This is a genomic window from Hydrogenovibrio sp. SC-1 (assembly GCF_002848135.1).
In the GTDB taxonomy this organism is placed as follows: Bacteria; Pseudomonadota; Gammaproteobacteria; order Thiomicrospirales; family Thiomicrospiraceae; genus Hydrogenovibrio.
Genome location: NZ_PKGB01000002.1, coordinates 177433 through 203384, shown reverse-complemented (window position 1 = coordinate 203384; position 25952 = coordinate 177433). Strand labels below are relative to the sequence as shown.

At 42.8% G+C, this 25952-nt stretch carries 23 protein-coding genes and 1 pseudogene; 11 read left to right on the top strand and 13 right to left on the bottom strand.

Going from position 1 to position 25952, the window contains the following annotated elements; all coding sequences use genetic code 11:
* The 5 genes and pseudogenes from CYQ88_RS02085 to hemF all read right to left on the bottom strand — a co-directional run.
* Positions 1 to 1017 (bottom strand): annotated as a pseudogene (locus tag CYQ88_RS02085) (DUF389 domain-containing protein); the annotation flags it as partial.
* A gap of 67 nt (positions 1018 to 1084) precedes the next feature.
* The gene (locus CYQ88_RS02080; protein ID WP_101839685.1) at positions 1085 to 1960 is read right to left on the bottom strand and encodes a hypothetical protein; all 876 of its coding nucleotides are present in this window, start codon (positions 1958 to 1960) and stop codon (positions 1085 to 1087) included.
* Between the two features lie 50 nt (positions 1961 to 2010).
* Entirely contained in the window at positions 2011 to 4794 is a 2784-nt protein-coding gene (locus CYQ88_RS02075) for a hypothetical protein (protein WP_101839684.1), read from the bottom strand.
* Positions 4795 to 4887: 93 nt separating this feature from the next.
* The gene (locus CYQ88_RS02070) at positions 4888 to 5280 is read right to left on the bottom strand and encodes an RNA-binding S4 domain-containing protein (RefSeq protein ID WP_101839683.1); all 393 of its coding nucleotides are present in this window, start codon (positions 5278 to 5280) and stop codon (positions 4888 to 4890) included.
* Positions 5281 to 5298: 18 nt separating this feature from the next.
* A complete protein-coding gene (gene hemF / locus CYQ88_RS02065) occupies positions 5299 to 6258 on the bottom strand; it encodes an oxygen-dependent coproporphyrinogen oxidase (protein WP_101839682.1) in 960 nt (319 codons plus the stop codon).
* A 104-nt stretch (positions 6259 to 6362) separates the two neighbouring features.
* Between hemF and CYQ88_RS02060 the strand changes: the two genes are divergently transcribed.
* Both CYQ88_RS02060 and CYQ88_RS02055 read left to right on the top strand, forming a co-directional pair.
* Positions 6363 to 7199 (top strand): M48 family metallopeptidase, encoded by an 837-nt coding sequence (locus tag CYQ88_RS02060; RefSeq protein WP_101839681.1) that lies wholly within the window; start codon positions 6363 to 6365, stop codon positions 7197 to 7199.
* A gap of 67 nt (positions 7200 to 7266) precedes the next feature.
* Positions 7267 to 7818, top strand: a complete 552-nt coding sequence (locus tag CYQ88_RS02055) for an outer membrane beta-barrel protein (protein WP_101839680.1) — start codon at positions 7267 to 7269, stop codon at positions 7816 to 7818.
* A gap of 28 nt (positions 7819 to 7846) precedes the next feature.
* On the opposite strand, the gene CYQ88_RS02050 is transcribed toward CYQ88_RS02055, so the two are convergent.
* Positions 7847 to 8410: an L-threonylcarbamoyladenylate synthase gene (locus CYQ88_RS02050; RefSeq protein ID WP_101839679.1), complete on the bottom strand. Its 564-nt coding sequence runs from the start codon at positions 8408 to 8410 to the stop codon at positions 7847 to 7849.
* Positions 8411 to 8558: 148 nt separating this feature from the next.
* On the opposite strand from CYQ88_RS02050, the gene CYQ88_RS02045 reads away from it, so the two are divergent.
* The gene (locus tag CYQ88_RS02045; RefSeq protein WP_101839678.1) at positions 8559 to 9662 is read left to right on the top strand and encodes a polysaccharide deacetylase family protein; all 1104 of its coding nucleotides are present in this window, start codon (positions 8559 to 8561) and stop codon (positions 9660 to 9662) included.
* A gap of 96 nt (positions 9663 to 9758) precedes the next feature.
* The gene (locus CYQ88_RS02040; RefSeq protein WP_101839677.1) at positions 9759 to 10478 is read left to right on the top strand and encodes a VIT family protein; all 720 of its coding nucleotides are present in this window, start codon (positions 9759 to 9761) and stop codon (positions 10476 to 10478) included.
* A gap of 63 nt (positions 10479 to 10541) precedes the next feature.
* Here CYQ88_RS02040 and CYQ88_RS02035 read toward each other — a convergent pair whose 3' ends face one another.
* The gene (locus CYQ88_RS02035; RefSeq protein ID WP_101839676.1) at positions 10542 to 11300 is read right to left on the bottom strand and encodes an EAL domain-containing protein; all 759 of its coding nucleotides are present in this window, start codon (positions 11298 to 11300) and stop codon (positions 10542 to 10544) included.
* Positions 11301 to 11439: 139 nt separating this feature from the next.
* On the opposite strand from CYQ88_RS02035, the gene CYQ88_RS02030 reads away from it, so the two are divergent.
* Entirely contained in the window at positions 11440 to 12792 is a 1353-nt protein-coding gene (locus CYQ88_RS02030) for a DASS family sodium-coupled anion symporter (protein WP_101839675.1), read from the top strand.
* Between the two features lie 3 nt (positions 12793 to 12795).
* Here CYQ88_RS02030 and CYQ88_RS02025 read toward each other — a convergent pair whose 3' ends face one another.
* Entirely contained in the window at positions 12796 to 14010 is a 1215-nt protein-coding gene (locus tag CYQ88_RS02025) for a cation:proton antiporter (protein ID WP_101839674.1), read from the bottom strand.
* Between the two features lie 239 nt (positions 14011 to 14249).
* Between CYQ88_RS02025 and CYQ88_RS02020 the strand changes: the two genes are divergently transcribed.
* From CYQ88_RS02020 to CYQ88_RS02005, 4 genes are all read left to right on the top strand, one after another.
* Positions 14250 to 15476: a hypothetical protein gene (locus CYQ88_RS02020; protein ID WP_101839673.1), complete on the top strand. Its 1227-nt coding sequence runs from the start codon at positions 14250 to 14252 to the stop codon at positions 15474 to 15476.
* Positions 15477 to 15708: 232 nt separating this feature from the next.
* Entirely contained in the window at positions 15709 to 16497 is a 789-nt protein-coding gene (locus tag CYQ88_RS02015; protein ID WP_101839672.1) for an ABC transporter ATP-binding protein, read from the top strand.
* Positions 16498 to 16538: 41 nt separating this feature from the next.
* Entirely contained in the window at positions 16539 to 17795 is a 1257-nt protein-coding gene (locus CYQ88_RS02010; RefSeq protein WP_101839671.1) for an ABC transporter substrate-binding protein, read from the top strand.
* Positions 17792 to 18622, top strand: coding sequence for an ABC transporter permease (locus tag CYQ88_RS02005; RefSeq protein WP_101839670.1), 831 nt, complete (start codon positions 17792 to 17794; stop codon positions 18620 to 18622). The genes CYQ88_RS02010 and CYQ88_RS02005 overlap by 4 nt, the downstream gene beginning before the upstream one ends.
* Before the next feature lie 40 nt (positions 18623 to 18662).
* On the opposite strand, the gene CYQ88_RS02000 is transcribed toward CYQ88_RS02005, so the two are convergent.
* Positions 18663 to 18881, bottom strand: coding sequence for a hypothetical protein (locus tag CYQ88_RS02000; RefSeq protein ID WP_158235990.1), 219 nt, complete (start codon positions 18879 to 18881; stop codon positions 18663 to 18665).
* Between the two features lie 92 nt (positions 18882 to 18973).
* On the opposite strand from CYQ88_RS02000, the gene CYQ88_RS01995 reads away from it, so the two are divergent.
* Positions 18974 to 20656, top strand: coding sequence for a sigma-54-dependent Fis family transcriptional regulator (locus CYQ88_RS01995; protein ID WP_101839668.1), 1683 nt, complete (start codon positions 18974 to 18976; stop codon positions 20654 to 20656).
* A gap of 64 nt (positions 20657 to 20720) precedes the next feature.
* Here CYQ88_RS01995 and rsgA read toward each other — a convergent pair whose 3' ends face one another.
* From rsgA to CYQ88_RS01975, 4 genes are all read right to left on the bottom strand, one after another.
* A complete protein-coding gene (gene rsgA / locus CYQ88_RS01990; protein WP_101839667.1) occupies positions 20721 to 21755 on the bottom strand; it encodes a ribosome small subunit-dependent GTPase A in 1035 nt (344 codons plus the stop codon).
* A 305-nt stretch (positions 21756 to 22060) separates the two neighbouring features.
* Complete coding sequence (locus tag CYQ88_RS01985; protein ID WP_101839666.1) at positions 22061 to 23428, bottom strand: FAD-dependent oxidoreductase; 1368 nt, start codon at positions 23426 to 23428, stop codon at positions 22061 to 22063.
* 9 nt (positions 23429 to 23437) lie between these two features.
* Positions 23438 to 24520 carry an acyl-CoA dehydrogenase family protein gene (locus CYQ88_RS01980; protein WP_101839665.1) on the bottom strand — a complete coding sequence of 361 codons (1083 nt, stop codon included), beginning with the start codon at positions 24518 to 24520 and terminating at the stop codon, positions 23438 to 23440.
* 57 nt (positions 24521 to 24577) lie between these two features.
* Complete coding sequence (locus tag CYQ88_RS01975; protein ID WP_101839664.1) at positions 24578 to 25117, bottom strand: OsmC family protein; 540 nt, start codon at positions 25115 to 25117, stop codon at positions 24578 to 24580.
* 332 nt (positions 25118 to 25449) lie between these two features.
* On the opposite strand from CYQ88_RS01975, the gene cynS reads away from it, so the two are divergent.
* A complete protein-coding gene (gene cynS / locus CYQ88_RS01970) occupies positions 25450 to 25893 on the top strand; it encodes a cyanase (protein ID WP_101839663.1) in 444 nt (147 codons plus the stop codon).
* Positions 25894 to 25952: the final 59 nt, after the last annotated feature.

Sequence of the window (25952 nt, the reverse complement as noted above, 5' to 3'; positions counted from 1 at the left end):
ATGTATGGCAATAAAGGTTTCTTTAACCTCTTCTGGATCCGAATGATGAATCCAACTGAGTGGACGATTAACCAATTCCTTAACCACTTGACCTTTCGGTAAATTAGCAACCCGCACCGTTTCCTTCTGTTCAGACACGGGCAATTTTTCAGGTAACGTCAGACCCAGGGTTTGTAACGCATCAGCCTTAATATTAACCGTTAAAACCGCCTCCTTCGATGCTTCACCATCAATACTAATATTGAGTAGGCCTGAATCGCTTTTAACCGTTAGACTCGTTGTTTTGATATGGCCTAGATAATGCGGTAAACGCTCCTGTGTTTTGACCTGTTTAGGCAAGAATTTTGTCCATAGGAAGTGCAAACTCTCGACGATACTTCTTGGCGAAAAAATGACTGCATTCAGTGTCGCTTCATCCTTTTCGGTTTCACCAATCGTCCTTTTGGTAAATTCACTGTTACTAGGCCGATACACCAATGACATACTTAAAGCTGCCGTGTTCACTTGCGCCTCTTTTTCGGTTGTCATCTGGTAAGAAACCAGTGTTGTTTTCCGAAAACTCATCAATAGCACAAAAAAGTTCTTTATTTTGCACCACCAATTTTCATCCATTAAAGCAGCGGGCATCATCACCTCAGGATTACCAATCATCACCGAACCTAATACACACTGCTGATTACAAACCATTAAGTCCATACCGATGGGCTCAGGGTTGTCAAGAATAGCAGAAATTGTATCTTCGGCTGTTCCAAGCCCTCTAAACAACTTGAATGAACGATTCATCTCTGGATGTGGAATGACACCAATTTGCCAAGCCTGCTCAACAGCTATCGGCAAGAGTACTTTGATACTGGCATCCCCTAGCCATAGCAGAACTTTTTGATTTCCTGATAAGCCATCTAACGACTGACCTTCATAAGCCCAAAAGTGACAGTCTGACTCTGCTAAAAGCGGCTTAATATCGCTGTCAAAAAGCGCTTTTTTTTGAGCGTCATATAAAACAAGGTACGTTTTCACTCAAAATTCCTTGTGGTGACGATAGAATTAAATCAGAACCGACGCACAAATATATGGGATGGAAGTATCAAAACTTATAAATAAAAGACAAGCCATATTTAGTTTGAAATATGGTGTTTTCAGGAATTTCGATTTGTAAGTCCGTCGCTGGATTCACTTTGATTTCTTTACCCGTTTGTCGGTACCCAACCATCATAGTAACACCAATATGTACTTGTTTGGTTAATTGATAAGAAGCGCCACCAAGCGCTGTTAAACCATAACCATCCGTTGAATTAAAGGTTACATCAGGTGCATTGGAGTTAACCAACTTTCTATAAATAGGCTTATCAATCGTTATGCTACCAAAAAGCCGATAATTGGACTGAACACTGGTATCAGACTCAAACGCAGCACCGATGTTCAAATCTAAACTCCCCGTTGATTCCTCAACCACACCATTTGTAATCGAAATGGTATTTGGATAATCGGTTGCAAACTGATAGCGTTTAAAAGTGAAAAGGGCATACTGTCCGCCCAGTAACAGTCGAATTTGTGGCGTTAATTTATACTGGCTCAGTAACTGAGTACTGGAATTGGTCATGGTAAATTGATTGGTCTGAATCGGGTTATTAGCACTGGTTAAAGATCCCACCGAAGCACCACTATTGACCTGCCAACTTTCCTGACTATTACCCGGAAATAATGACGATTCTGCTCGAATTGAAAAATCCCACTGAGGGGTGACTTCAAACAATCCTCCTGTCATTAATACTGGGTTAGTCACCGTTACTTTAGTGTTGACGTCTGCGAGCGAGACCTTTTCTTCATATTGAAAGGTTTCAAACCCAGCCGTAAGAAAACTAAAACCATTCTCAGCTAAGGCGGTATTAGCAAAGACTCCTGACGAGAAAAGTGATAGTGAAAATACGCTCACACAGGCGGTAACCTTCAACAGATTCATTTAATTACTCCCCATCAAAAGGAGGCTAACGCCCCCTTCCCTAACTTTTATTAATTTGCGACCTTATCTGCCGATTTAGCATCGAGTTTTGGTGAAGCCGTTGGTAAGGTTGATTCAAATTTTTCATTAATTAAATCGCCCGCTGATGTGCCTACACTACCATCTGAATTTAAAGTGGTTAATTGAAGGTTATCAAGATAGAGTTTCTCATTGACTGCTATATACAATTCTGCATTGGTGGGTGCTTTAACATTCGTTAATTTATGAATCTCAGTATAGTTGCTACCATCGGTAGAAACTGAAAACTGATACGTATTTCCAATAATTCTAAACCGATAATTTGCCCAGTTCCCACTGGCATAAGGCACTACTTGACCATTAGAATCATAACTATCCCACTGACCATTGTTGCTTACATCTTTATAATCCAGCCAGCTACTCCAACTGTCAATGAAGTTCTCCAAAACCAGCCCATTCCAACGATCACTGGCAGTAGACTCGTGCACGGCTATGGTTCCTAAACTGTAATTCAAGTTTTTAGCACTGAATTTAAGTTCAAAATGCGCTGGCAGATTATCCGCAATTTTATAATACTGATAACCCCACGTATTGGGATTATCTCTTCCAACAAACTTAGCCACTTTTTTATCGGAAAGCGCTACTACAGTTGCATCTGTATCACCAAGATACCACCCTTTATTGGGTGCCGTGGTAAGAGTTTTTGACAAAGTGGTCTGATCAATTGGTACTGAATAATAGTCATTAATACCGGTTCCTAGACTCACCTGATAGGTTTTACTATTTTCCATACCTGCACCCGTTGAATTAGCTAGACCATCACTATCAGGTATCAAATGTAACGTTTTATTAATCCATAACGGTAAATAAGCAATATCTTTGCTATCCGTAGTATTTTTAAAAGTTAAATTATCCAATACCGATTGGTTATTCATATATTTGGTAAATTCAATCGTAACGGAATTTGGATTTTCACTACTCGCAAAAAATTCCGCTTTAGGAGAACCACCTGGATCATTTTCAGGTCGGGTTGCTTTGAGAACAGCAATATCTTGAATTTTTGCCGTTGCGCCAATGGCAGAAGCCGTTTCATTAACAGTTAAGTAAGTGGATTCAGTAGCATCAACCCGTACTTTTAGTGTATCGATTTTACCGGTTACCACTTTATTGACGGTATTATTTAATGCGGAAAAATAGAGTTCTGTTCCAGACAAGCGCCAGCTAAATATTTCATAGCGACCATCAGTTGCCGTCTGTGGCATTAACATCACTTTCTTTTTACGCGTTTGTAGATTGACCATCACAATCGTATCTGCTGACCCTAGTGACACCCCTCCTATTGCAATATTGCTTTCTTTCTGACGGTAAAATAAGAAGCCTTTTGATATTTGGAATGGTGTACCTTCCATAAAACTCCACCAATCACTGGTTCCCAAATTAAGCTGCGCTTTTGGTACAGGGTCGTAAGGTAATACCTGATAAACGGTTAAGGTCGTTTGACTAACCCAATTATCACTTTTGTCTTGATAACTCGACCAAGATTCAAAAACGCCATATAACTTACCATCATCAGCTAAGATCACCCGTCTTGGTGTTGGGTTTTGATAAGAACCCGAATTATTCACTGCAAATTTATCAAGGCCCAGAATGGTCTTATGCACCCCTGGACTGACTGGTTTCACCATTCTTAATCCAGCCGTACTAGTCCAATCTGAAAAAACCACGGTCGATTCTGAATCCGTCGTAAAAAATTCTAATCCCCAATCACTCTCTAATAAATTAATTCGAGATCCTAACGTATTCAGTACTGCAAAAGTTTGCTTTTGAGTACTGTCATTCCAACCTTGAATAACGATGTCACCACTAGTGAGCGTTGAAAAATACTGAACGCCTTCATTATCTTGAGTCATGGCTTCAGACTTCGCCGTGGTCGGATTATATTTATACAAAGTAGGATTCCAAGATGTACTGTCAATCCAAACATCTTCATAAAATTCAAATCCAGCTGCGGTGGCTTCAGCGGTACAACCTGTCGCTTGTCCCTGTGCATCATATACTTGAGCATCTCCGGTTAAAGCATTAAAGTCCTCCCCAAAACAATAACCGCCATTTTTTTGCACATTAAAGCTGGTACCTAAGAAATAAACATTCCCATCTTTATCAAATTGAATCGGCTTTTGGTTGCTGCTAACACGCTTATAGTAGTTATCATCATAATTTTGTAAGAAGACGCCTTCAACGGCGCATTTAAATTCATTATCTGCAGGCGTAACTTCATAAAGTGCACAATTATTTCTGGCAATAAATGTTTGGTAATCGTTACCATCTGAACCAAACCAACCGTTATCCAGAGCCAAGTACACTTTATCACCAGCTGGATTGACTGCCGAATACATGACTTTTACTGGGTAATTGGTATCCAAAGCTGGCTTAGCATTCCCATTTGCATCAATTGCCCAAAGGTTAGTAGCGCCTTCGGTCTCGGTCGTTGCACGAGTCCCTCGAGTCTTCTTATCCGCATCGCGATAAATTTCATAGGTAAATAAAGGCGAACCATCTCGACTACTTCTGGCAGAAGATGTGGTTTTCTTCACCACCTCATCATTAGCAACCAGTGCAACGGCCCCAGTTAAGTTAAACTTCGGCGTAGAAGAAGCCGTCGGAATATTGGAGTCGTTGTTTGAATCATTATTTGAGTCATTGTAGTCGTTGTTTGAATCATTATAGTCATTCGATGAATCATCCTCTCCACCACCACTACATGCTGTTAAAGCCAGAACAGTAAATAACACCCCAAAAAATTTATAAAATTTCATTACAACACACCTCTTACACAGTTTTGTTATCTACAATTCTATACCCACTGTTACTATTGGGATAATTAATTTATTTTTAACGCTTGATTAGATTTATGAATGGGATTGATCTGATACGGTATCGTAGAGTTGCTCGATTTTTCGGCGATCGCGTTTGGTTGGACGGCCTTTACCTTTTTCTCGAAATCCAGATAGAGCAAGACCCGCTGATAAAGTTTTTTGATTCAAACACTCGTCATCTAGCTGATAGAGAAGCGCAGCCATTTCGGCTGAGCCACGTTTGTCTGTAATTTGCAAAACGGTAACTTCAACCTTTCGATGGGGCTGAGTAATTTTGAGATGATCTCCGACGGAGACCGTTTTACTAGGTTTTGGCTTGGAACCATTGAGTTCAATTTTTCCGCCTTTAATCGCAGCTAAAGCTATGCCACGGGTTTTAAAAAACCGCGCGGCCCATAGCCATTTATCGACCCGAATCGTGTCCACAGTCAACCTTAAGGATACTTATTGATTCAACCAGTTTTTAGGGGATAGATACTCATACAACTGTGCCTCTTCTGAACCAGGCTCTGGGTGATAGTCATATTTCCATGTGGCTATCGGGGGCATCGACATTAAAATAGATTCGGTTCGCCCCCCTGTTTGCAATCCAAAAATGGTGCCGCGATCAAAGGCCAAATTGAATTCAGCATAACGGCCACGACGATAAAGTTGAAAATCTCTCTGACGCTCACCATATTGCAGGACTTTTCGACGGGCAACAATCGGCCTGTAGGCCGTGATATAGTGATTTCCAACTGATTGCATGAAAGCAAAACAGGTGTCAAAATCCCAACCAAAGGTACTTTCATTCAAGTCATCATAAAACAACCCACCCACGCCTCGAGTTTCATCACGATGTTTTAAATAAAAGTATTCATCGCACCATTCTTTATATTTTGGATAAATCTCTTCACCAAATGGATCGCAGGCTTCTTTAGATTGTAAATGCCAATGCACCACATCTTGTTCAAAAGGATAAAAGGGCGTTAAATCAAAACCACCACCAAACCACCAGACGGGATCTTCTCCAGGTTTTTCCGCCACAAATAAACGCACATTGGCATGGGATGTTGGCACATAAGGATTTCGTGGATGAATCACTAACGAAACACCAAGTGCTTGAAAGGATCTGCCAGCCAGTTCAGGGCGATGAGCCGTTGCAGAAGCAGGTAAAGTTTTACCAAAGACATGTGAAAAGTTGACCCCGCCTTTTTCGATCACATCACCGCCTTCCAATACGCGACTACGCCCCCCACCACTTAATCCCATTGCGCCTGTATCAGGCTCTCTTTGCCATTCATCCACAATAAAGTCTGTTGAGCCATCTTCCTCGGCAAGTTGAGCACAAATATCATCTTGCAAGCTTAACAAATAGTTTTTAACGGCTTCAATATCAATTGGAGAGGTCGCATCGGTTGTCATAACATTTCCTTAAGAGTTCTCATTCAAGAGCCGCCATTTTAATAGAAAACTTGCACGATATTCTTTAAAATAGCCATTCATTTATTGGTTAGGAACCCATTAAGATGTCTTATCTCAAAAAGTGGATCCCTAGATGGGGTCTTACTGTTATTGTTTCGCTGTCAGTCGTCACATTGATTGGTTGTAGCAGTGCGACGACCAAAAAAGGGACCGTCGGCGTTGATCGCCAACAAATGTTACTGGTCTCCGAAAAGCAGATGACACAAGGAGCAGTTAAAGCGTACCAGCAAGTCTTAACCGAAGCCAAGCAGAAAAATGCGCTTAATACCGACCCCAAAACGGTTAAGCGGCTTAAAACCATTGCTGATCGATTAATACCACAGACTCAAATTTATAGAAAAGACGCTTTAAACTGGCAATGGGAAGTTAATTTAATTACCTCCGACCAACTCAATGCCTGGTGTATGCCAGGCGGTAAAATTGCCTTCTATACAGGCATCATTCAGAAGCTCAATTTAACTGATGGCGAAATGGCTGCCATTATGGGACATGAAATTGCCCACGCTTTACGTGAACATGGCCGAGAGCGTGCTTCTCAAGCCATGTTAGGTCAAGCAGGATTAACAGCTTTAAGCATCTTAACCGGTATGGAAGGCTTGGCAATGGATGCCACCAGTATGGTCATGCAAGCGACCTTTATTTTACCGAATAGTCGAACTCATGAAATTGAAGCGGATCGAATGGGCGTCGAACTGGCAGCAAGGGGAGGTTATAACCCTTATGATGCCGTTTCTGTTTGGAAAAAAATGGCGAAAATATCAAAAGATGCACCCCCAGAATTTTTAAGCACCCACCCTGCACACGATTCACGCATTAAGGACTTAACACGCTACGCAAAAAAGGTAATGCCGCTTTATCAAAAATCCAAAAAAGCCAGCTAATAATGCTGTATTTCTATATAATTCTGCGCTAGATTTTATTTAGAATGCTTAGATATTGGGAATAAACATGAGTACGATTTACCACAGATTTCTTCATGCCATGATTTTAATTGGCATTTCAGTGAATACTTTTGCTGAGGCGCAACCTTATATTGGTGTGGGTGCCGTTAAGTCGTTAAAAACGAAAACCCCTAGTAGCCAAATTGGTGAACAAATTAAACTCGGACTCAAATTTAACCCATATCTGAGTGTAGAACTGGCAGCCCAATCTTTAGGCCAGCATAGTTATACCAACTCTACCAACACAAATGATACTTTTACCGTAGCAGGGTATGGCTTTGGTGTACAGCTCAAACCTTTTAGTGATTGGAATCTGCTTGCACAACCCTATATGACTGTTTCTCTCAATACCATCCTCACGAATATCTATGAACAAGGGGATATACTTGGCTCTCCAACCATTCGAGAAGGCTCGACTATCGCTGTTGGAGCTATTGGTATTGAGACAGTCGTGTTTGAACCAGGCTTGTCAGTATATGGTGAAGTTGCGCAAATGGCTGACAACTCACTACAAACCCCATTTATTCACACTGCTATCGGCTTAAACTACCATTTTTGATAAAACAAAATGCTTAGCGCCTAGAAATTTATCTTAGCCGAGTCATGGTTTCAGCATCCCAAATTTGTGAAGGTTGCGCTTGACCCATTAAGTCGCCTTTAACAATAGCTAAGCCAGGAAAAGCTTTTTCACAATCAGCGGCACTACGAATGGGCATTTCACCACTGATATTGGCACTGGTGGACACCAGCGGCTTTTTAAACTGTTCACATAGCGCTTTTGCAACACGGTGATGGGTGACTCTCACAGCCAATGTGGATCGTCCACCGGTTAACCAAGTTGGAACCCTTGGCCGTGATGGTAAAACCCAAGTCATCGGCTGATTCGCGTCTTGCCAACTCTCAAGCACCGCCTGAGTCCAAGGCTGATTCTGAATTTCAACTAACTCTTCTAATTGCGCAACAGAAGCTGCAATTAAAATCACCCCCTTTTCTAGGGACCGATTTTTCAGCTGCAACAATCGGTCAAAAGCCACTTTATTAAACGGATCACAGCCCAAGCCATACACAGCTTCAGTCGGGTAAGCAATAACATGACCTGCCAAAATCTGCTCTTCGGCTTCTGACACCGATATTAAAAAGGGTTGTTCCATTCGAGTTAGGTCACACCTGTTGTTTAGAGTGCGCTCATTACACCAAAAATCCCCAGGCCTGGCTATTTTTTTCTCGCAATCTCGGTTACCCTATCTTCACGTTTTTGCTTCACCATCAAGCTTTTGCATTCAACAAGGTAACGCAAATATGCCCGTAATACGCCATCAGTTATCAAACCGCTACCACTGGCTTGGCCTTTTCTCAATAGTGCTAATCCTTGTCCTGCTCCTGCTATCTTTTTCAGACAGCAGCTCTTCACAAGCGAAGCCAACCGAGTCTCACGCCGTGATTTTAATGTATCACCACTTTGGTGAAGACCATTTACCCAGCACCAGCGTACGTTTGGCACAGCTGGATGCCCAACTACAATACCTTGAAGACGAAAGCTTTACCGTCTGGCCATTGTCTAAGCTAGTCAAAGCCATATTTGAGAAAACCCCCATTCCAGAAAACACCGTGGTCATTACCATAGACGATGCTTGGAAGAGCGTCTATACAGAAGCCTTTCCTCGTTTTAAAGCACGCAGATGGCCCTTCACCGTATTTGTGAGTACTGATCAAATTGATCGACACTATCAATCCAATATGACATGGGATCAAATGCGGGAAATGCAACAGTTTGGTGCCGAATTTGCCAACCATTCACGCCATCACAATTCGATGATACAAGCTGAAAACGAATCGGTTTCCGACTGGCGTCAGCGCGTTATCAAAGATCTAAACCACGCACAAAAACGACTGGAATCTGAATTGGGTGAAGCCTCAGCTGGCATCAAACTCTTCTCCTACCCTTTTGGCGACTATTCCGAACCACTCGCCAATTTGATTAAAGAAATGGGTTATATTGGCATTGCGCAAAATTCAGGTGCGGTTGGCTATGATTCCGATCTCAGAGCGCTCATGCGTTTCCCAATCAATGAACGACATGGTGACCTTGAAAGTTTTAAATTAAAAGTGAATACACACCCGCTTCCTGTTGAGAAAATCATCCCATTTGATCCGGTGATTAAGCACAACCCACCCACTCTCACAGTCACTTTTAAACAAGCCCCCTCTATTCCTATTCAGTGCTTTGACCAAGCTGGCACTCCGCTAGACCTTAATTGGATCAGTGACACTCAACTACAAATGCAAAGCAACCAACCGCTTGCTCCACCGCGAAATCGCTATGCTTGTACCCAGCAGATGCCAAGAGGTCATTGGCGATGGATGAGCCATAGTTGGGTGATTCCAGCTAAGCCAGTGAAATAATCCAGTAAAAAAGCAAAACCTCACTTTTTACAATGTAAAGCATGCTTAAAAGTCGTTAAAATAGATCCTCATATCAATAGGGAACCAAAACGAGTCATGTCACACTACACAGATGAAATGCTTGATAATCACATGGCAGAAGAACACTATAGCCACCGTATTGGCTGGTTACGCGCAGCGGTATTGGGAGCAAATGACGGCATTATCTCCGTCGTCAGTTTACTGGTTGGGGTTATCGCTTCTGGCGCAGACAAAGAAGCTATTTTAGTGGTAGCGGTTGCGGCTTTGGTGGCTGGCGCTCTGTCAATGGCGGCAGGAGAATATGTCTCTGTGAGTTCGCAATCTGATACTGAAAAAGCGGATCTTGAAAAAGAAAGGATTGCACTTGAAGAAAATTGGGATGTCGAACACGCTGAGCTGGCACTGATTTATCAGCAAAGAGGGGTTAGCGAAGCGACGGCCAATCAAGTTGCAACGGAATTAATGGAACATGATGCGCTTGGTGCCCATGCCAAAGATGAATTAGGTCTATCTGAAATTCACAGTGCCCGCCCGCTTCAGGCGGCAATGGCGTCGGCAGCCGCTTTCGTTTCTGGTGCCGCAGTGCCTGTATTATTGGTTGTTATCTTACCGATGGAAAACTTAGGCATCATTATTGCCTCCAGTTCTTTACTGTTACTGGCCGTCTTAGGTGCCATTGCCGCTAAAACCGGGGGTGCCAATATGATGAAAGGCGCATTGAGAATGGCCACTTGGGGATTTTTAGCGATGATATTAACCACCTACGTTGGTTTAGTGTTTGGTGGCATGGGTTAAAAAAGGGGTAAAACGACCAAGCCTGGTTGTTTTTAACCGAGTTTCAATTGGTTTTGACTGGAATCAGTCAAAATCGACTTTGGGTAAACTCTCAAAGCCGGGCTTAGCAAAATAATACCCTTGCATTAAGGTCACTTGCAGGCCTTCAAAAAAGTCTACTTCCTCTTTTCTTTCAACCCCTTCAGCCAATACGCGTATACCTAATTGCTGACACATCGTCACCAAATTTCGGACAATAATTTGCTTTACCGAAATTTGATCAATATCCCGAACCAATTCAATATCTATTTTTAAAATATTGGGTACAAAGCTGGCCAACATATTGAGGCCTGCATGCCCTGCACCAAAGTCATCTAACCCAGTTGTAAATCCTTGAGATTGATAATGTTCAATAATATTGGCTAAATGTTGTCTATCCACAACAGCTTCTGACTCAGTAATTTCAAACATGATGTTTTCAATAGGAAAACCGCTCTGTTTGGCCGCTCTTAGCGTACTCTGAATACAGTGTTTCGGCTCATAAACCGCATTGGGTAAAAAATTAATACTGAGCATTTTATCCAATCCTAAATGACTGGCAAGAATAATCGCTGTAGTTCGGCAAGCCTGATCAAATGCATATCGGTTATCATCATTCACTTTTTCTAAAATCGACCCAGCGCTTTCATTGTTCGACCCCCAAACCAAGGCTTCATATCCCCAAATGGTCTTATCGGCAATATCGACAATTGGCTGATAGGCAAACGAAAATTCAAAGCCTAAAGGGGACTGACATTGCTGACAACCAGATAAAATCGAATCGATCGGAAAGTGTGTTGACATAGAAATCTCCAAGATAACTGACTTATATTATAGAGCCATACCACGATGCAGTTGGGAAGTTATCAAGAATATAAAAACAATCACAATCAGCCATTACCCATTTATAATCTTGTTATTATCATGCTGTTGAGGAGTGATCATGTCAGATACCAAACAAACCACCAAAGAGCTTCTAATAGCCCTATTGGTGGGGGCAATTATCTTCAGCTCATTGACCCTCATTATTACTGTCCAACAGGCTGCGCTCTTAGGATTAGTCATCTTTATGGTGATTTTGTGGAGCAATGAAACCTTGCCTTTAGGTTGGGTGGCTTTACTACCCATTGTCTTGTTTCCCATGTTCGGGGTCGCCGATACCAATAGCGTTGCACCGAATTATGCCAAATCCATTATCTTCCTATTCTTAGGAGGGTTTATGCTGGCCATCGCAGTTGAAAAAACGCACTTACATCAAGTAATTTCCAATAAGATGCTCACCATCTTTCCCAGCACACCCCGCGGCATGATTTACGCTTTGGCGATTACTTCAGGCACCCTTAGCGCTTTTTTATCAAATACCACCACTACCTTATTACTGATTCCATTAGCAATATTTCTATCCGATAACCTTCAACTTAAAATACGCTTTGCGTTAGCGATTGCTTATGGTGCCAGCATTGGCGGCATTATTACCCCCATTGGCACCCCACCTAACTTAATTTTATTTGGACTGTTTGAAGAGCACCAACTGCCAGCCATTCCTTTTGTCCAATGGATAGGATTGGTATTGCCCTTAGCGATAATGATGTTTGTCGTCGTCGGCTGGGTGCTTTCTTTGGGTGTAGATAAAGGAGAAATTGAATCGAAACAGCATCCGCCAGGCCTTAGCCCATCACAGAAAAAAGTCACCCTTGCACTCCTATCCATGGTGACGCTACTGCTGCTGAACTCACCGATTCAACCCTACTATTCTGGTTTAGGACTCAATGAAAAAGGGATTTTATTAGGGTTTGGACTCTTGATGTTTTTGCCCCCCTTCAATATCTTAACCTGGGAAGATGCGCGGAAAATTCCTTATGAAATCATTTTTCTTTTTGGTGCGGGGTTTGCCATTGCCAATGCCTTTACCGATACAGGATTAGCGACCCAGCTTGCCGAATGGCTCCAAGCCATCACTCACCTGCCACCCTTATTACTAATGATCTTAATCGCTTCAATGGTGACTTTTTCCACCGAAATTACCAGCAATACTGCACTGATCTCAATGGTATTACCGGTGGTCTATGCCGTCACCGAACAAAGTGGTCTCGACAGCCGAATATTTATGATGGTCGCCACCATTTGTGCTAGCTATGCTTTTATGCTTCCCATCGCTACCCCACCCAATGCCATTGCGATGAGTAGTGGTGTAGTTACAGTGAAACTCATGGCGCGTTATGGAATTGTTTTTAACTTCTTGGGCATCGCATTAATTACCCTTTTCGCGACACTCTACTGGCAATATTTTTTATAAATTTTAGGGCCTTGAATCAAAATCAAATTCGGCTTGTCTTGTAGATTCTCCCGACTTGACTAACAACCAACGCGTGGCAATTGGGCCCACCAATTCAAACACAACCGTAGCGCTTAAAATCACCGCTAAAATGGGTTCTTTTAAATGCGGAAACTGCTGAATAGCTAACAACGCCATTCCAATAGGTACCCCAGCATGGGGAAGCATCGCAAAGCCCATCCACCCGTATTGCTTTTGATCACATTTGGCCCACTTGGCTCCGAGATAAGAACCAACGATCCGTCCCAAGACTCGAAAAACCACATAACCTACTCCCATAAAGCCTATCGTAGATAAAGCAGATAGATTCAAAGAAGCACCGGCCAATAAAAAAAATAGTATCAACAATGGCCACTCAAACATTTCCAATTCCTCAAAGGGTCGATGTTGATGATGGCTCGAAAAATTTGCCACCACCGTCCCCATCATCATCGCCGATAGAATATAAGAAACACCCAAGATTTCTGCCAGACCTGCGCACAATAACACCAAGCCCAATACCTCAGCTTGAGAAGATTTTCCGGGATATAAATGACTGTTTAAATAGGCCATTGGAAACCCTATCACGCCGCCTAACAATAAGGCGCCAAACACCTCCCAGAGTCCATCATTCAAGGCATCTAAACTATGGCCATTACCGCCAACAATTGTCGCCGCTACCAACAAACAACTAAACAACAGCATACCCCAAGCATCATCAATCGCCACGACACCCAATAAGGTATCCGTAAAAGGCCCCTTCGCATCTATCTCCCGAGTGACATCAATTACAGGAGCCGGCGCCGTAGCGGGGGCAATCCCCGCCAATACCAATGCCATTTCCACAGGCACGCCCAATATCCACAACCCAACGAACATCAAAATAGCGGTTGCAATCATCACACTGATCGAAATCCCAATAATTGGCCGTCCCATTGTCGTCAATTTTTCACGGGTTAAATTTTGCCCCAACAAAAAGCCAATCATCGCCAGTGCAATATCCGTCAACAGGGGAAACCAGTTATAGATAAATTCGGGCAACAAATCTAACGTACTCGGCCCAATCAAAAACCCTGTAAAGATCAATAAGGTCACCCTAGGTAAAGGCGTATGACGCCCCAACAAATCAGCCACGAGTCCAATTAAAAACAGACCGCCAAACGTTAATAAAATGGGTGCAAGATGAATCGATTCCGTCATTGTTGAAAACTTCTGCTGTTTAATCGTGTTAAAGCAAAGTGTACCGTAAACGCACAATCACCGCACAGCCATTCACTTTGTAAACAAAGTAAAACATTCTGTCACTAATTGCAGATTATTGTCATAACGATTTTTGATAGAAACCCGCGAAAAAGCCATAAGTTCATTGATTTTATTAATGATATTGGTTGTGGCATAAGCGATGCAATAGTGAAAGCTCAGGTAAGGAGACCAACACGATGAACAAAAAGCTTTTATTAACCAACATTCAAACCATTTTAGTCACATCAACCATGGCATTAACCAGTTTTGGCCAGGCTTCTATCGCCCATGCAAGTGGCCTTGCTGAAGCAATTACAAGCGGCACACCCTCTATCAACCTTCGCGCTCGCTATGAAGGCGTGACACAAGAAGGCAAACAGGATGCGACTGCAATAACCGAACGGCTATTAGTCGGCTATAAAACTGGCAGCTACAACGGCCTAAGTGCCTTTGTTGAAATGTCGGATGCTGCAACCATTGGCTCTAGAAAGGACTTTCTCGTTCCGCTTGGCCCAGATGCTGGCGGCGATTCCGCAAAGGCCGTGATACTCGACCCATCTTTAACGCAACTCAACCAAGCGCTTCTTCGTTATAGTACTGATAGTTCAAGTGTGACAGTCGGTAAGCAACGAGTTATCTTCGACAATCGTTTTTTAGGAAATGTCGGCTGGCGTCAAACAGAGCAAATCTACACAGGCCTGTCAGCTAAATCAAAAATGATCTCAAGTGTAAACTTGGATTATGCCTATATTTCTAAGGTAAATAACCCTGTTGGGGTTGAGCTCAAGATGAATTCTCATGCAATCCAGCTCAAATCAGATCCAATGAGTTTCGGCACCATCACCGGATACGGCTATTTTCTAGATTATGATTTAGCTGCCAAGACAGATAGCCAAACTATCGGAGCTCGACTGCAGGGCAAGAGCGCGATATCTGATAGCCTAAAACTACATTACCATGTTGAGTACGCTTCTCAAAGTGACTATGCAGACAGCAAGAATATTGGCGGAAACTATACCAGAGCCGAAGTGGCACTGCAGACCAGCTTTGCTAAATTCTTGCTGGGTCAAGAAGCCTTGGGAGGTGATGGATCAAGTTCTTTCCAAACCCCTCTGGGCACAGTCCATCTCTTTAACGGTTGGGCAGATATGTTTATTGGCCCGGTTGGCGGCACTCCCGCCAATGGCCTAGTTGATAACTACCTAACCGTTTCGGGCAAAGCCATGGGCCTCAAACTAGCTGGAACCTACCATCAATTTAGCGCCCAAAAAGGCGGTGATCAATATGGAAGTGAGTATGACCTGCTCGTCGCCAAGAAGTTTTCGAAAACCTATATGGCCGGTATTAAGTATGCTTCCTATACTGCAGATACCCACTTAAAAGATACTTCAAAACTTTGGATATGGGGACAGCTTAAATTTTAAGCACAATCCTCTTCACCGTCAAAAACCCGAATTTTTCGGGTTTTTTATTGGGTGCACCAAAAGCATTACAAAATACAACATTTTGTTACACATTGTTATTTTTTGTCACTATTCTAGGTTCAATTTTGTCTAAAAAAACCGTAACCCATTGTATTAATAGTTTTTTTAATATTGGCACTTCACAAGCTTTAATAACCATAACAAAACTTAACTAATTGAAGACTATTTGAATATGACAACAAAAGCCTCTAGTGTTTGGATTTCAGACTTATCCCATACGTTTAAGAAACAAACCAAACCCACTCTTAAAAACATTAATCTCACCATTCCAAAGGGTCAATTAACGGCTCTGATCGGCCGCAGCGGCTGTGGTAAATCAACGCTATTGCAGATGCTTGCCGGATTACTGATTCCTTCAGATGGTGCGGTTCGTATCAATGCTCACACTGTGACTAAGCCCAGTGCGAAATGGAACATGATGTTTCAAAAACCTTCGTTATACCCTTGGATGACTGTCCGTGAAAATGCGGCACTAGGATTGGTATTTTCTGGCACCTACAAAGCTAAACAAGATCGGGTTGAAACATTATTGGAGATGGTCGGTCTGGCAGAACACAAAGACAAGAATGTCCAACAATTATCGGGCGGACAACAACAACGTGTTGCGCTTGCACGCTCACTAGCCACTGAGCCAGAAATTCTATTACTAGATGAACCCTTCTCTGCGTTAGATGCATTCACTCGGACGCAGCTACAAAATGAAGTGGCCGAGATTTGCCACAACCAAGGTATCACCATGGTTATGGTAACCCATGACATTGATGAGGCGGTTGCGATGGCAGACAAGGTTGTCATTATGAGCCAAAACCCTGGAGAAATTGTCGGCGAGATGGAGGTCAACCTTACCTACCCACGTGATCGCTCTGTCGATGAGTTCATCAGTTTGAAAGAAAAGTTATTCAATGAATTCGAAAAAATTGACATAGCGAAACAAAACAGCATTAACGAAGACAATTTATAACACCCAATACAAGTACCCAACGCTTTTAAAGGAGTAACAACATGTGTCAATATTGCAATGGTAATCACGAGTCATCAGAACACGACTATATCTATAACCCCGAGAAAGGTCGTCGTGAATTCATTCTCGACAGTTTAGCAACAGCAGGAGGGCTAGCTGCAGCTATGAGCTTGCCATCGACTCAAGCATTTGCCAATATGACCCCACCAGATGATGAAGTGGTTCGTATCGGATATTTACCCATTACCGATGCCAGTGCATTATTAGTGGCTCATGCCATGGGTTTTTTTGAAGATGAAGGATTAAAGGCTGAAAAGCCAACGTTAATCCGCGGCTGGTCACCACTAATTGAAGGCTTCGCAGCACATAAATTCAACTTAGTGCATTTCTTAAAGCCCATTCCAATTTGGATGCGCTACAACAATAATTTCCCAGTTAAAATTACCAGTTGGGCACACACGAATGGATCAGGATTAGTGGTCGGAAGACATACGGGGGTGGATGCGTTTGAAGAATTAGGTGGCATGCAAATTGCGGTACCTTACTGGTATTCCATGCACAATATCGTTTTACAAATGGCCCTAAAAAATGCTGGTCTTGAGCCAGTGATTCAAGATCAAACCAAGCCACTTAAGCCGAACCAAGTTAACTTACAAATCATGCCACCACCAGACATGCCCCCGGCCTTGGCCGCGAAAAAAATTGATGCTTATATTGTTGCAGAACCATTTAATGCAGCTGGAGAAGTCCTTGCTGGTGCGAAAATGCTTCGATTTACTGGTGATATTTGGAAAAATCACCCTTGTTGTGTGGTCTGTATGCATGATAACGATGTTGATAAGCGTCCAGAATGGTCACAAAAAGTGATGAATGCCGTTGTTAGAGGAGCTCTATATGCTCAAGAAAACAAAGAAGAAGTTGCTAAAATGCTATCGCGTGAAGGTAAACGATACCTTCCGATGAAGGCTAAAGTGGTTCTTAAAGCAATGACGGATTATGCACCAACCCATTATGAAGATCCAAAAGCCATCAAGCACCCTGATTGGGATGTAAGCCGAATCGACTTTAACCCTTACCCTTATCCTTCCGCGACCAAGTTTATTGTGGATCAGCTAAAAGAAACCTTGGTCACCGGCGATAAGAGCTTTATGGATAACCTAGATACTGACTTCATCGTCAAAGACTTGGTGAACTATGATTACGTTAAAAATGCCATGGATAAATACGATGTTTGGGGCAAAGTGAGAGGGGTTGATTTAGACAACCCAACGCACCGAGAAGAGGTGTTTAAACTATGAGCGATAGTCAAATCAAACCCCAACTTTCATTCGGACAAGCCCTGGCAGGCTTTAAAAACCTGCCAAACTGGCTACAGAGTATGATTAATGCCACCAGTGGCATGCTCATTCTGCTCCTAGTCTGGTGGATAGGCGGGATTTTAATCTCTGCAAACCCAGATACAGAAGCCTTTGCGGCATTTGCACCAGAAGCCACTTTTTCGGCACTATGGTACCTAATTGAAACCGGCTCTATTTGGGAAACGATTTATTCCAGTTTGTCGCGAATTATCAGCGGCCTTTTCTGGGGGGTTGTAATTGGGGTGCCTACCGGAGTGTTGGTTGGCTACTTCTTAATGTTCCGACAAATTGCCAATATGCCATTTCAGTTCTTGCGTATGATTAGCCCTTTGGCTTGGATGCCGATTGCCGTCTTAGCCTTTGAAACTTGGGACTCAGCAATCGTGTTTTTGTTAGCGATGGCAACCATTTGGCCAATCGTATTTGGAACGGCGCATGGGGTGCAACGTATTGATCCTAACTGGTTCCAAGTAGCAAGAAACTTAGGTGCCGATGGCTATCAAATGCTCCGTCGAGTGATTATGCCTGCCATCGCACAAGATGTATTTGCGGGTATTCGTCTAGCCATTGGGGTCGCCTGGGTTGTCTTAGTTCCTGCTGAATATCTCGGTGTCACGTCAGGACTCGGGTACGCCATCAACGATGCCCGAGATACCCTTGAATATGATACTTTAGCCGCCGTCGTAGTGGTTATTGGGGTCATCGGATATTTGCTGGACTTTATTGCCGTCACCCTAATCAAACGCTACTCTTGGCATGTGGAATAACTGGATCACCTGGGTTAGGTGCCAAAACCACCTAACCCATTTATTCTTTTTGAATCGTTTCAATGGAAACCAGTCCAGACAGCGGCCATTCTTGGCCGTTTTTTGCTTTTAAAAATTCACGACCTTTTCGACTAAAGAGGTCAAGGATAACACCTTCAAATTCACTCTGAGAAGCGGAGGAGTCAAATTGCAAGCGCACGACTTGTTTTTGGATTGCGGCTCGCTCTAGCTGATCGTAAAGATGGCAAGAAATCAGCATAATAAAGAGCTCCATTTAAGATTTTGCACACAACATGGTAATATGAATCCATCAAAATATAACAAACATTCGGCTTGAAGAGGGAACGTTCTGTGAATCACATCGAACAAATTGATATTGCGAACCAGTCAGAATACATTGTCATTAAAGAAGCGGCTGAGCAAATCGAAAAAGCCTATGAACCTGACAAGGCCGTACACACTATTTTAAGCCTGATTTCTCGACAAATGGGATTAAATCGCGGTCGGGTTTTGTTACAAGAAAACACCTCAGGCTTCTTATACACCGCCTATGCTTACGGTCTTACTAAACAAGAAATCGCCCAAGGACGTTTTGCCATCAGCGAAGGGATTTCTGGAAAAGTCATGCACTCTGGCAGCCCCATTATCGTCTCCGATATCGATAAAGAAGACGACTACCTATTTCGAACAGTTGAACGATCAACCCTGCCTCAAGAAACGGTCGCTTTTATCGCCTTACCTATTATCCGTAATGGCGTTACCGTTGGCGTTTTAGCCGTTAACCGTCTTAGCAAACGCCCCCGTTCACTGGATCGAGATCTGAGTGTTCTCAAATTGATGTCACTATTTATCAGTGAAATTCTGGCTGTCAATGCCATGATTGAACAACAAACTCAATACTTAAAGGAAGAAAACGAACAACTGCGCGCTATGGCGCTGGGGCAAGGCAGTCAATATGGCATTATTGGAGAAAGTGCTGCACTGCGTTCTGCACTCAATAAAGTCAGCCGCGCAACCAATACCGCTGTCACCGTGATGTTAAAAGGCGAATCTGGAACAGGGAAAGAACGCTTTTCAAGAATGTTACATCTCGCCTCTCATCGGCAAGATGGCCCCTTTATCGCCATCAACTGCGCTGCCATTCCACCTGACTTATTGGAGTCGGAACTGTTTGGACACGAAAAAGGGGCTTTTACCGGTGCAACACAGACCAAACAAGGCAAGATTGAACTGGCAAACAACGGCACCTTATTTTTAGATGAAATCGGTGATTTGGATTTCGGCCTGCAAGCCAAGCTATTACGTGTCCTAGAAGAGCGCTGCGTCACCCGGGTGGGCGGCACCAAACAAATTCATGTGGACACACGCATTATCGTCGCCTCCCACAAGGATCTACACGAAGCCGTCAATGGCGGGCGTTTTCGTCTGGATCTATTCTACCGTTTAAATGTCTTCCCAATCGAATTACCCCCACTACGTGAAAGAGATGGCGATATTCGGCTGCTGGCCCGACACTTTTTAAACCAAGCCAACCAGGAATACCATACCAGCACCATCTTCGATAAAGGTACCATGACGTTTCTCGAAGCTTACGAATGGCCTGGAAACATCCGCCAATTGGAAAACGTGGTCAAACGGGCTGTGTTAATGGCAGACAAAGGTCGTCTTATTACCGCCAAATTAATTGAAAAAATCATTCAAGAAGAAAGCGCCATTATCCACGGCGGGCACGTCAAACCCCTTGAAAACGAACTCAATCCTCCACCCACTGTTGAATCCTGGCCAACGCAACCAGACCCTAATAGAGCATCAGCAGCCAGTGGCTATCCACCGCCACAAAATAATCCCCAGGTCTGGCCAAATTCCCAGCAAACACCGGATGGAAAACGTGCCTACTGGCCTGTTTCCGAAGACGAATCCGCACAACTCAAACAAGCACTTGAAATGGCACGCGGCAACAAAACGCGTGCCGCGCTTCTGCTTAACATGACCCCGCGTCAATTTAGCTACCGAATGAAAAAACTGGACTTATAACGCTCCTTTTGTGCATTCAGGTTATGTCAAAAATAACCAGGCCTGGCTTAAACAGCCAAGCCTGTTAATGTGAGCGCTGCTTAGTTTTTTTAACCGACTTCACCAATTTGCCAAAGCGTTTATCTTGCGCTCGTTTTTCAGCTAAAGTCGCTGCATTCAAAGCTTGTTCTTTCTCTAGTTTTTGAAAATGACTCAATCTGCGCGCATCCAATTGACCCGAATCAATGGCCGCCAAGACGGCACAACCCGGCTCAGTTTGATGTCGACAATTGGAAAACCGACACTGCTTCGACAGCTCATAAATATCGGCAAAAGTTTGCTCCAAACCGGCTTCACACTCAACCAATTGTAATTCTCGCATACCAGGGGTATCCAGCAATAAAACACCGGATGCCGTCATGTGCAATGACCGAGCTGTCGTCGTATGTTTGCCTTTGCTGTCATCCTCTCGAATGCCTTTGGTTTCTTGCACTGCCTCACCAAGCAGCGAATTGACCAACGTCGACTTCCCGACCCCAGATGACCCTAAAAATGCGAGCGTACTGCCTGACGTGAGCCATAGCGCCAATGGCTGTAATGACTCAATTTTGTGAGCATTTACCGCAAAAACAGCCAACATAGGATCCAACGATTGAACTTTGTCAACAAACTGGCTGGAATCATCGCAAAGGTCGGCTTTTGTCAACAGAACCACTGGCTCAACGCCAGCCTCGTGTGCTAACACCAAATAGCGCTCAATTCGATTTAAATTAAAATCATTATTTAATGAGCTAACAATAAAAACCGTATCGATATTGGCAGAAATCAATTGCTGGTAAGCTCGTGTTCCTGCTGCTTTTCGAACAAACAGCGACGCTCTATCTAATAATCTTACAAACTGGGCTTGATGGTCTATCAAAATCCAATCACCGACCGCTAAAGCGGGCATTGATTGTGTAATAGCAAGCCACTCAATGGCATCCGGCGTGAATATTTGAATAAATGATCGCTCAATGCCAAATACTCGAGCCGGCGTGTAATCGTCTAACTCTTCCAAAGAAAGTTGGTGTTGAAAAAAGGGTTTCCACCCTAATTGATGCAGAGAATAATGTGATGTCATCTTAGACCCCATAAACCTTAGGTAACAATAAATCGATGGGGCGATTAGGCCCCGGTACAATGACCGGGCAGTGCAGAATCAAATCTAGCGAAAAGCTACCCGGAGAAGATTGACGACACGCATCCTGATTCTCCGTTCTGGAATTTTTAAATAGAATTTTATTTTAGCAAATGTTTTAAGTAGATGTACAAATGTAAGTACCTAATCAAATTTGACCAGGCCTGGTCATTTTGATTGAAATGGAAAGAAAAAGATTAAAAAAAAGGCCGCTAATGCGGCCCTAAACGCGAGTTTTAAACAAATTTTTAAGCACTAAACAGTTCTTTATAAAGGGCATTAGCACTGGTGACAAGCTCACCACTTAACGCAAAACCGGAAACCTTGTCGCCATCTTTGTACAACAATCGCTGGTTATCGCCAACCATAAGCGTCGACTCCCATTGTCCATGCGTCGCATGCAGCGGCGGGCTAATCATAATGGATAGACTCGGTGTTTTAGTTTTAATTAAACTGGGTAAGACTTTAAATGCGTGTGTTTCTTCACCTTTTAAATAGGCAGCAATCGCTTTGGCCTGACGTCGAATCGGTTCCAAATAGGCTTGTAATACGCCTTCCGATTCAACACCATCGCCAATCGCAAAAATATCAGGATTTGACGTCAAGCAATGTTGATCTATGCAAATGCCGATATTGGTTTTCAATTTGGCTTTTTTAGCCAAATCCAAAATCGGCGCCAAACCAATCGCAGCCACTACCACATCGGTTTCAAACTGCTCGCCTTGATCTGTGTGCAATTGATAGCCAGTTTCTGACTGGTGCATTTCTTTCAGTTCTGAATTCTTATAAAATTGGACGCCTTTAGCTTGCAACTTAGCTTCCAGTGTTTGAGAGATCGCTTCTGGCAATATCTGACTCATTAAATGAGCGCCTCTGATCACCATCGTGACTTGAATCGATTGCGAAATCAGATCTTCCGCAAGTTCTGTCGCAATTAACCCTCCCCCAATCAAAGTCACCGATTTTTTGCCTTTCAAAGCTTCTATAAAGCGTCGATAAGCTGGTAAGTCATTAATCGTCAGCATGTCTTTGGCAGCATTACCTTCAACTTTGGGTGTTAGGGCTTTGGCACCGGTGGCCAAAATCAATTTATCATACTGATAGCTTCCCGAAGTGGTCATAACCTTCTTGCGTTGGGCATTGATTGAAATCACTTTGGTTAAGGTTTTCACACCAATATTCAATTCAGCTGCTTTTTGGTCAGCGGTGGTTTCCTTCAAATCATCTGGCGTTCGGCCCTGGCTCAGTGCCATTGATAAAGTGGGTTTGGGGTAGACGGTTCCATCACAGGCTGTCAGCAAACTTATTTCCGCATCTGGTAACGCCTGACGCACATTTTCAGTTGCTTGCCAACCAGCATAACCAGCACCAATAATCAACACATCTGCACGACTCTTTGCTTTGCGCTTTGGCGCTGAATCAGAAGGTGATTTTTCTTTAGTCGAATCTAGCAACATAAAGTCTGATTTACCGACTAAACACAGCGGGCAATACCAATCATCCGGAATATCTTCAAATCGGGTTCCTGGCGCCAACCCGGAATCCGGATCGCCCAGTTCTTCATCATAAATTAAGCCGCAGGTCTTACAGATATACTTTTTAAAGGCTTCAGTCATCTTTATCTCCTAAGCCGCTTCAAGACGAGAGATTTCTTTACGAAGATGCTTAATGGAAGGCGTTACAATAATTACAAAGTAAGCTTCACGCATTTTGCGTTGTGCAGCGGCATCGACTAAGTATCCTTTGGCACCCGTATGTTGCATAACCGAATCGGCGGCACGTTTACACATTTCAGCTCCCAATAAACGGGCTTCTAAAACGCTTTGAATATACTCTTGCCCGGCAATAAAGGGGTCTTCACACAGTGTTTGAATCAACTCAATGGCATCTTCTAAATCTTCTTTTAATTCTTCGGGTGAATCATCCAAGAATTCATTAATTTCCGACAAAGTTAAATTGGCTTTCTCCATTTCATTAATGGATCCTTTGATAACGCCTGCAGCCATGCCAGTTTGTAATAAAATGAATCCCGCTTTGATTTTTTCTAAATACGGTTTTAATGGGTCGGCCAGTAAATATTTTTTCGGTAAAAATACATTATCAAACAATAATGAATAGGTACCGGTTCCTTCCATGCCAATAAACTCGACCATTTGTTTCATGGTTAAGCCTTCCAAGTCACATGGAATCAATGCCATCACGTCCTTTTCATAGTTTTTATCATGATCATGTACACTAAAAATTGAACCAAAGAAGTGATTACTGGATCCTTCTAAAAGATTAGAAACCCATGGCAAGGTTCCATTAATGATATAGCCATCCTCAGTTTCTTCGGCTGATAGTTTTAAGTCTTCTATACCTGCAAAATATTTCATGGGATTAGACAAGGCGGTGGCACCAAAATACTCTCCATCCACCATCTTAGGCATAATTTCTGACTTCAACCACTCATTTTCCGAATTTTCGATATACCAAGCACAAACCGTCTGTGCCCACATCATAAACCCGGTTGACATACATTCTTCTGAAATGGTTGCCATATCTTGAATGGTGCCAAACAAATTTAAATCACCATTGTTTAGCGATGGAATATGGTGACGGAATCCGCCAGCCTGCCCAATTTTTGTGAGAACTTCAGTGGTATATTGTCCGTGATCGATTGAGACCGTTAAGGGTTTCAAATCTTTTTCTACTATTTGACTGATCATGGTCATTCTCCTTCAGAGTGAGATTGGCCTGACAACAATCGCCAGGCCTGGCTAAAATTAACCCACTAATTTGCCTGACAAGGCGACAGAGTTAATATATGTATTAGCGACAGGAGACCACTTAATGGCATGCTGAACTAATTCCTCTAGGTCTTCTTTTGACGTATCTGGCGCTACAATAGTAAACATCGCTCTAACTTCAGTTACACCCAGTTTTTTGTTCGGATCAATATCACCTGTTCCCCATACGGCAGTGATGTTAATGTCCCCTTCCAACTCAATTTCAAGTTTAGATAACTTAATACCGCGAGCGCTGGCATTGGCTTGTACACCAACTGATAAACATGATCCTAGCGATAACAATGCCATTTCAGAAGGGTTTGGGGCTGTATCTTCACCCAATAACACAGGAGGCTCATCGACAACAACCGGATCTAAATCTCGGATGTAGTTTAAGTTTTTAAACTGGCCCTCTAATACCGTTTTCGATTTCAAGGTTTTGATAGTATCAGGTGCCGCTTTACCAGCTTCTGATAATTTATTTAATCCATCACTATCAATCGGACGTAAACATGAAGGGATATAGACTTCGCTCATTTGTGATTCCTCATCAATTAAAATAAATAATATTTCGACATTTCGAAACTGAGTTAGCTATAGCGGAAAGGGTGCCACAATTTTTATAAACTATATAAAACAAATAGTTATTATATTTTTCTATAAATAAGATTAAAATAGTATCGCAATAACACACCTTATTGTGTACAAAGTTAAACAATTGTTAGTGTTTGTATACATTTATATACAAAAAATAACTCACAACTATCAAAAAATCCATTTTATACTTAATTATCAATAGGTTACAATTTTGGCATAAGGATTGCATTAAGGAGGGTGCTTTTAACTAACCATAAATGGAGACCAAGACTATGATGTCTAAAGTAGAAATGACTGAAGCGATTATCCTAGCTAAAGCTGAAAAATCAATCGGCTGGTGTGACATTGCCACGGCAGCAGGACTTAGTGAAGTGTATACCACCTCTGCCTGCTTAGGCATGAATCACCTTGACGCCGAACCTGCTGCAAAAGTCGCAACCCTATTAGGGCTCGGCACCGACGTCGAAACCGCTTTGCAAACCTTTCCTCATAAAACCTGGGAAAAAGCGGTTCCAACCGATCCTTTGATTTATCGATTGTATGAAATTGTCGGAGTTTATGGTCCAACAATGAAGGAATTGATTCATGAAAAGTTCGGTGACGGCATTATGAGTGCGATTGATTTTTCAATGGATATTGATAAAGAAGAAAACCCTGCTGGCGACAGAGTTGTTGTGACCATGAATGGTAAATTCTTACCTTATAAAGCTTGGTAATAGTCAATAAACTTAACTTGTTGTTTGGTGACGCAGAGTTACACACCAAACAACAAGTC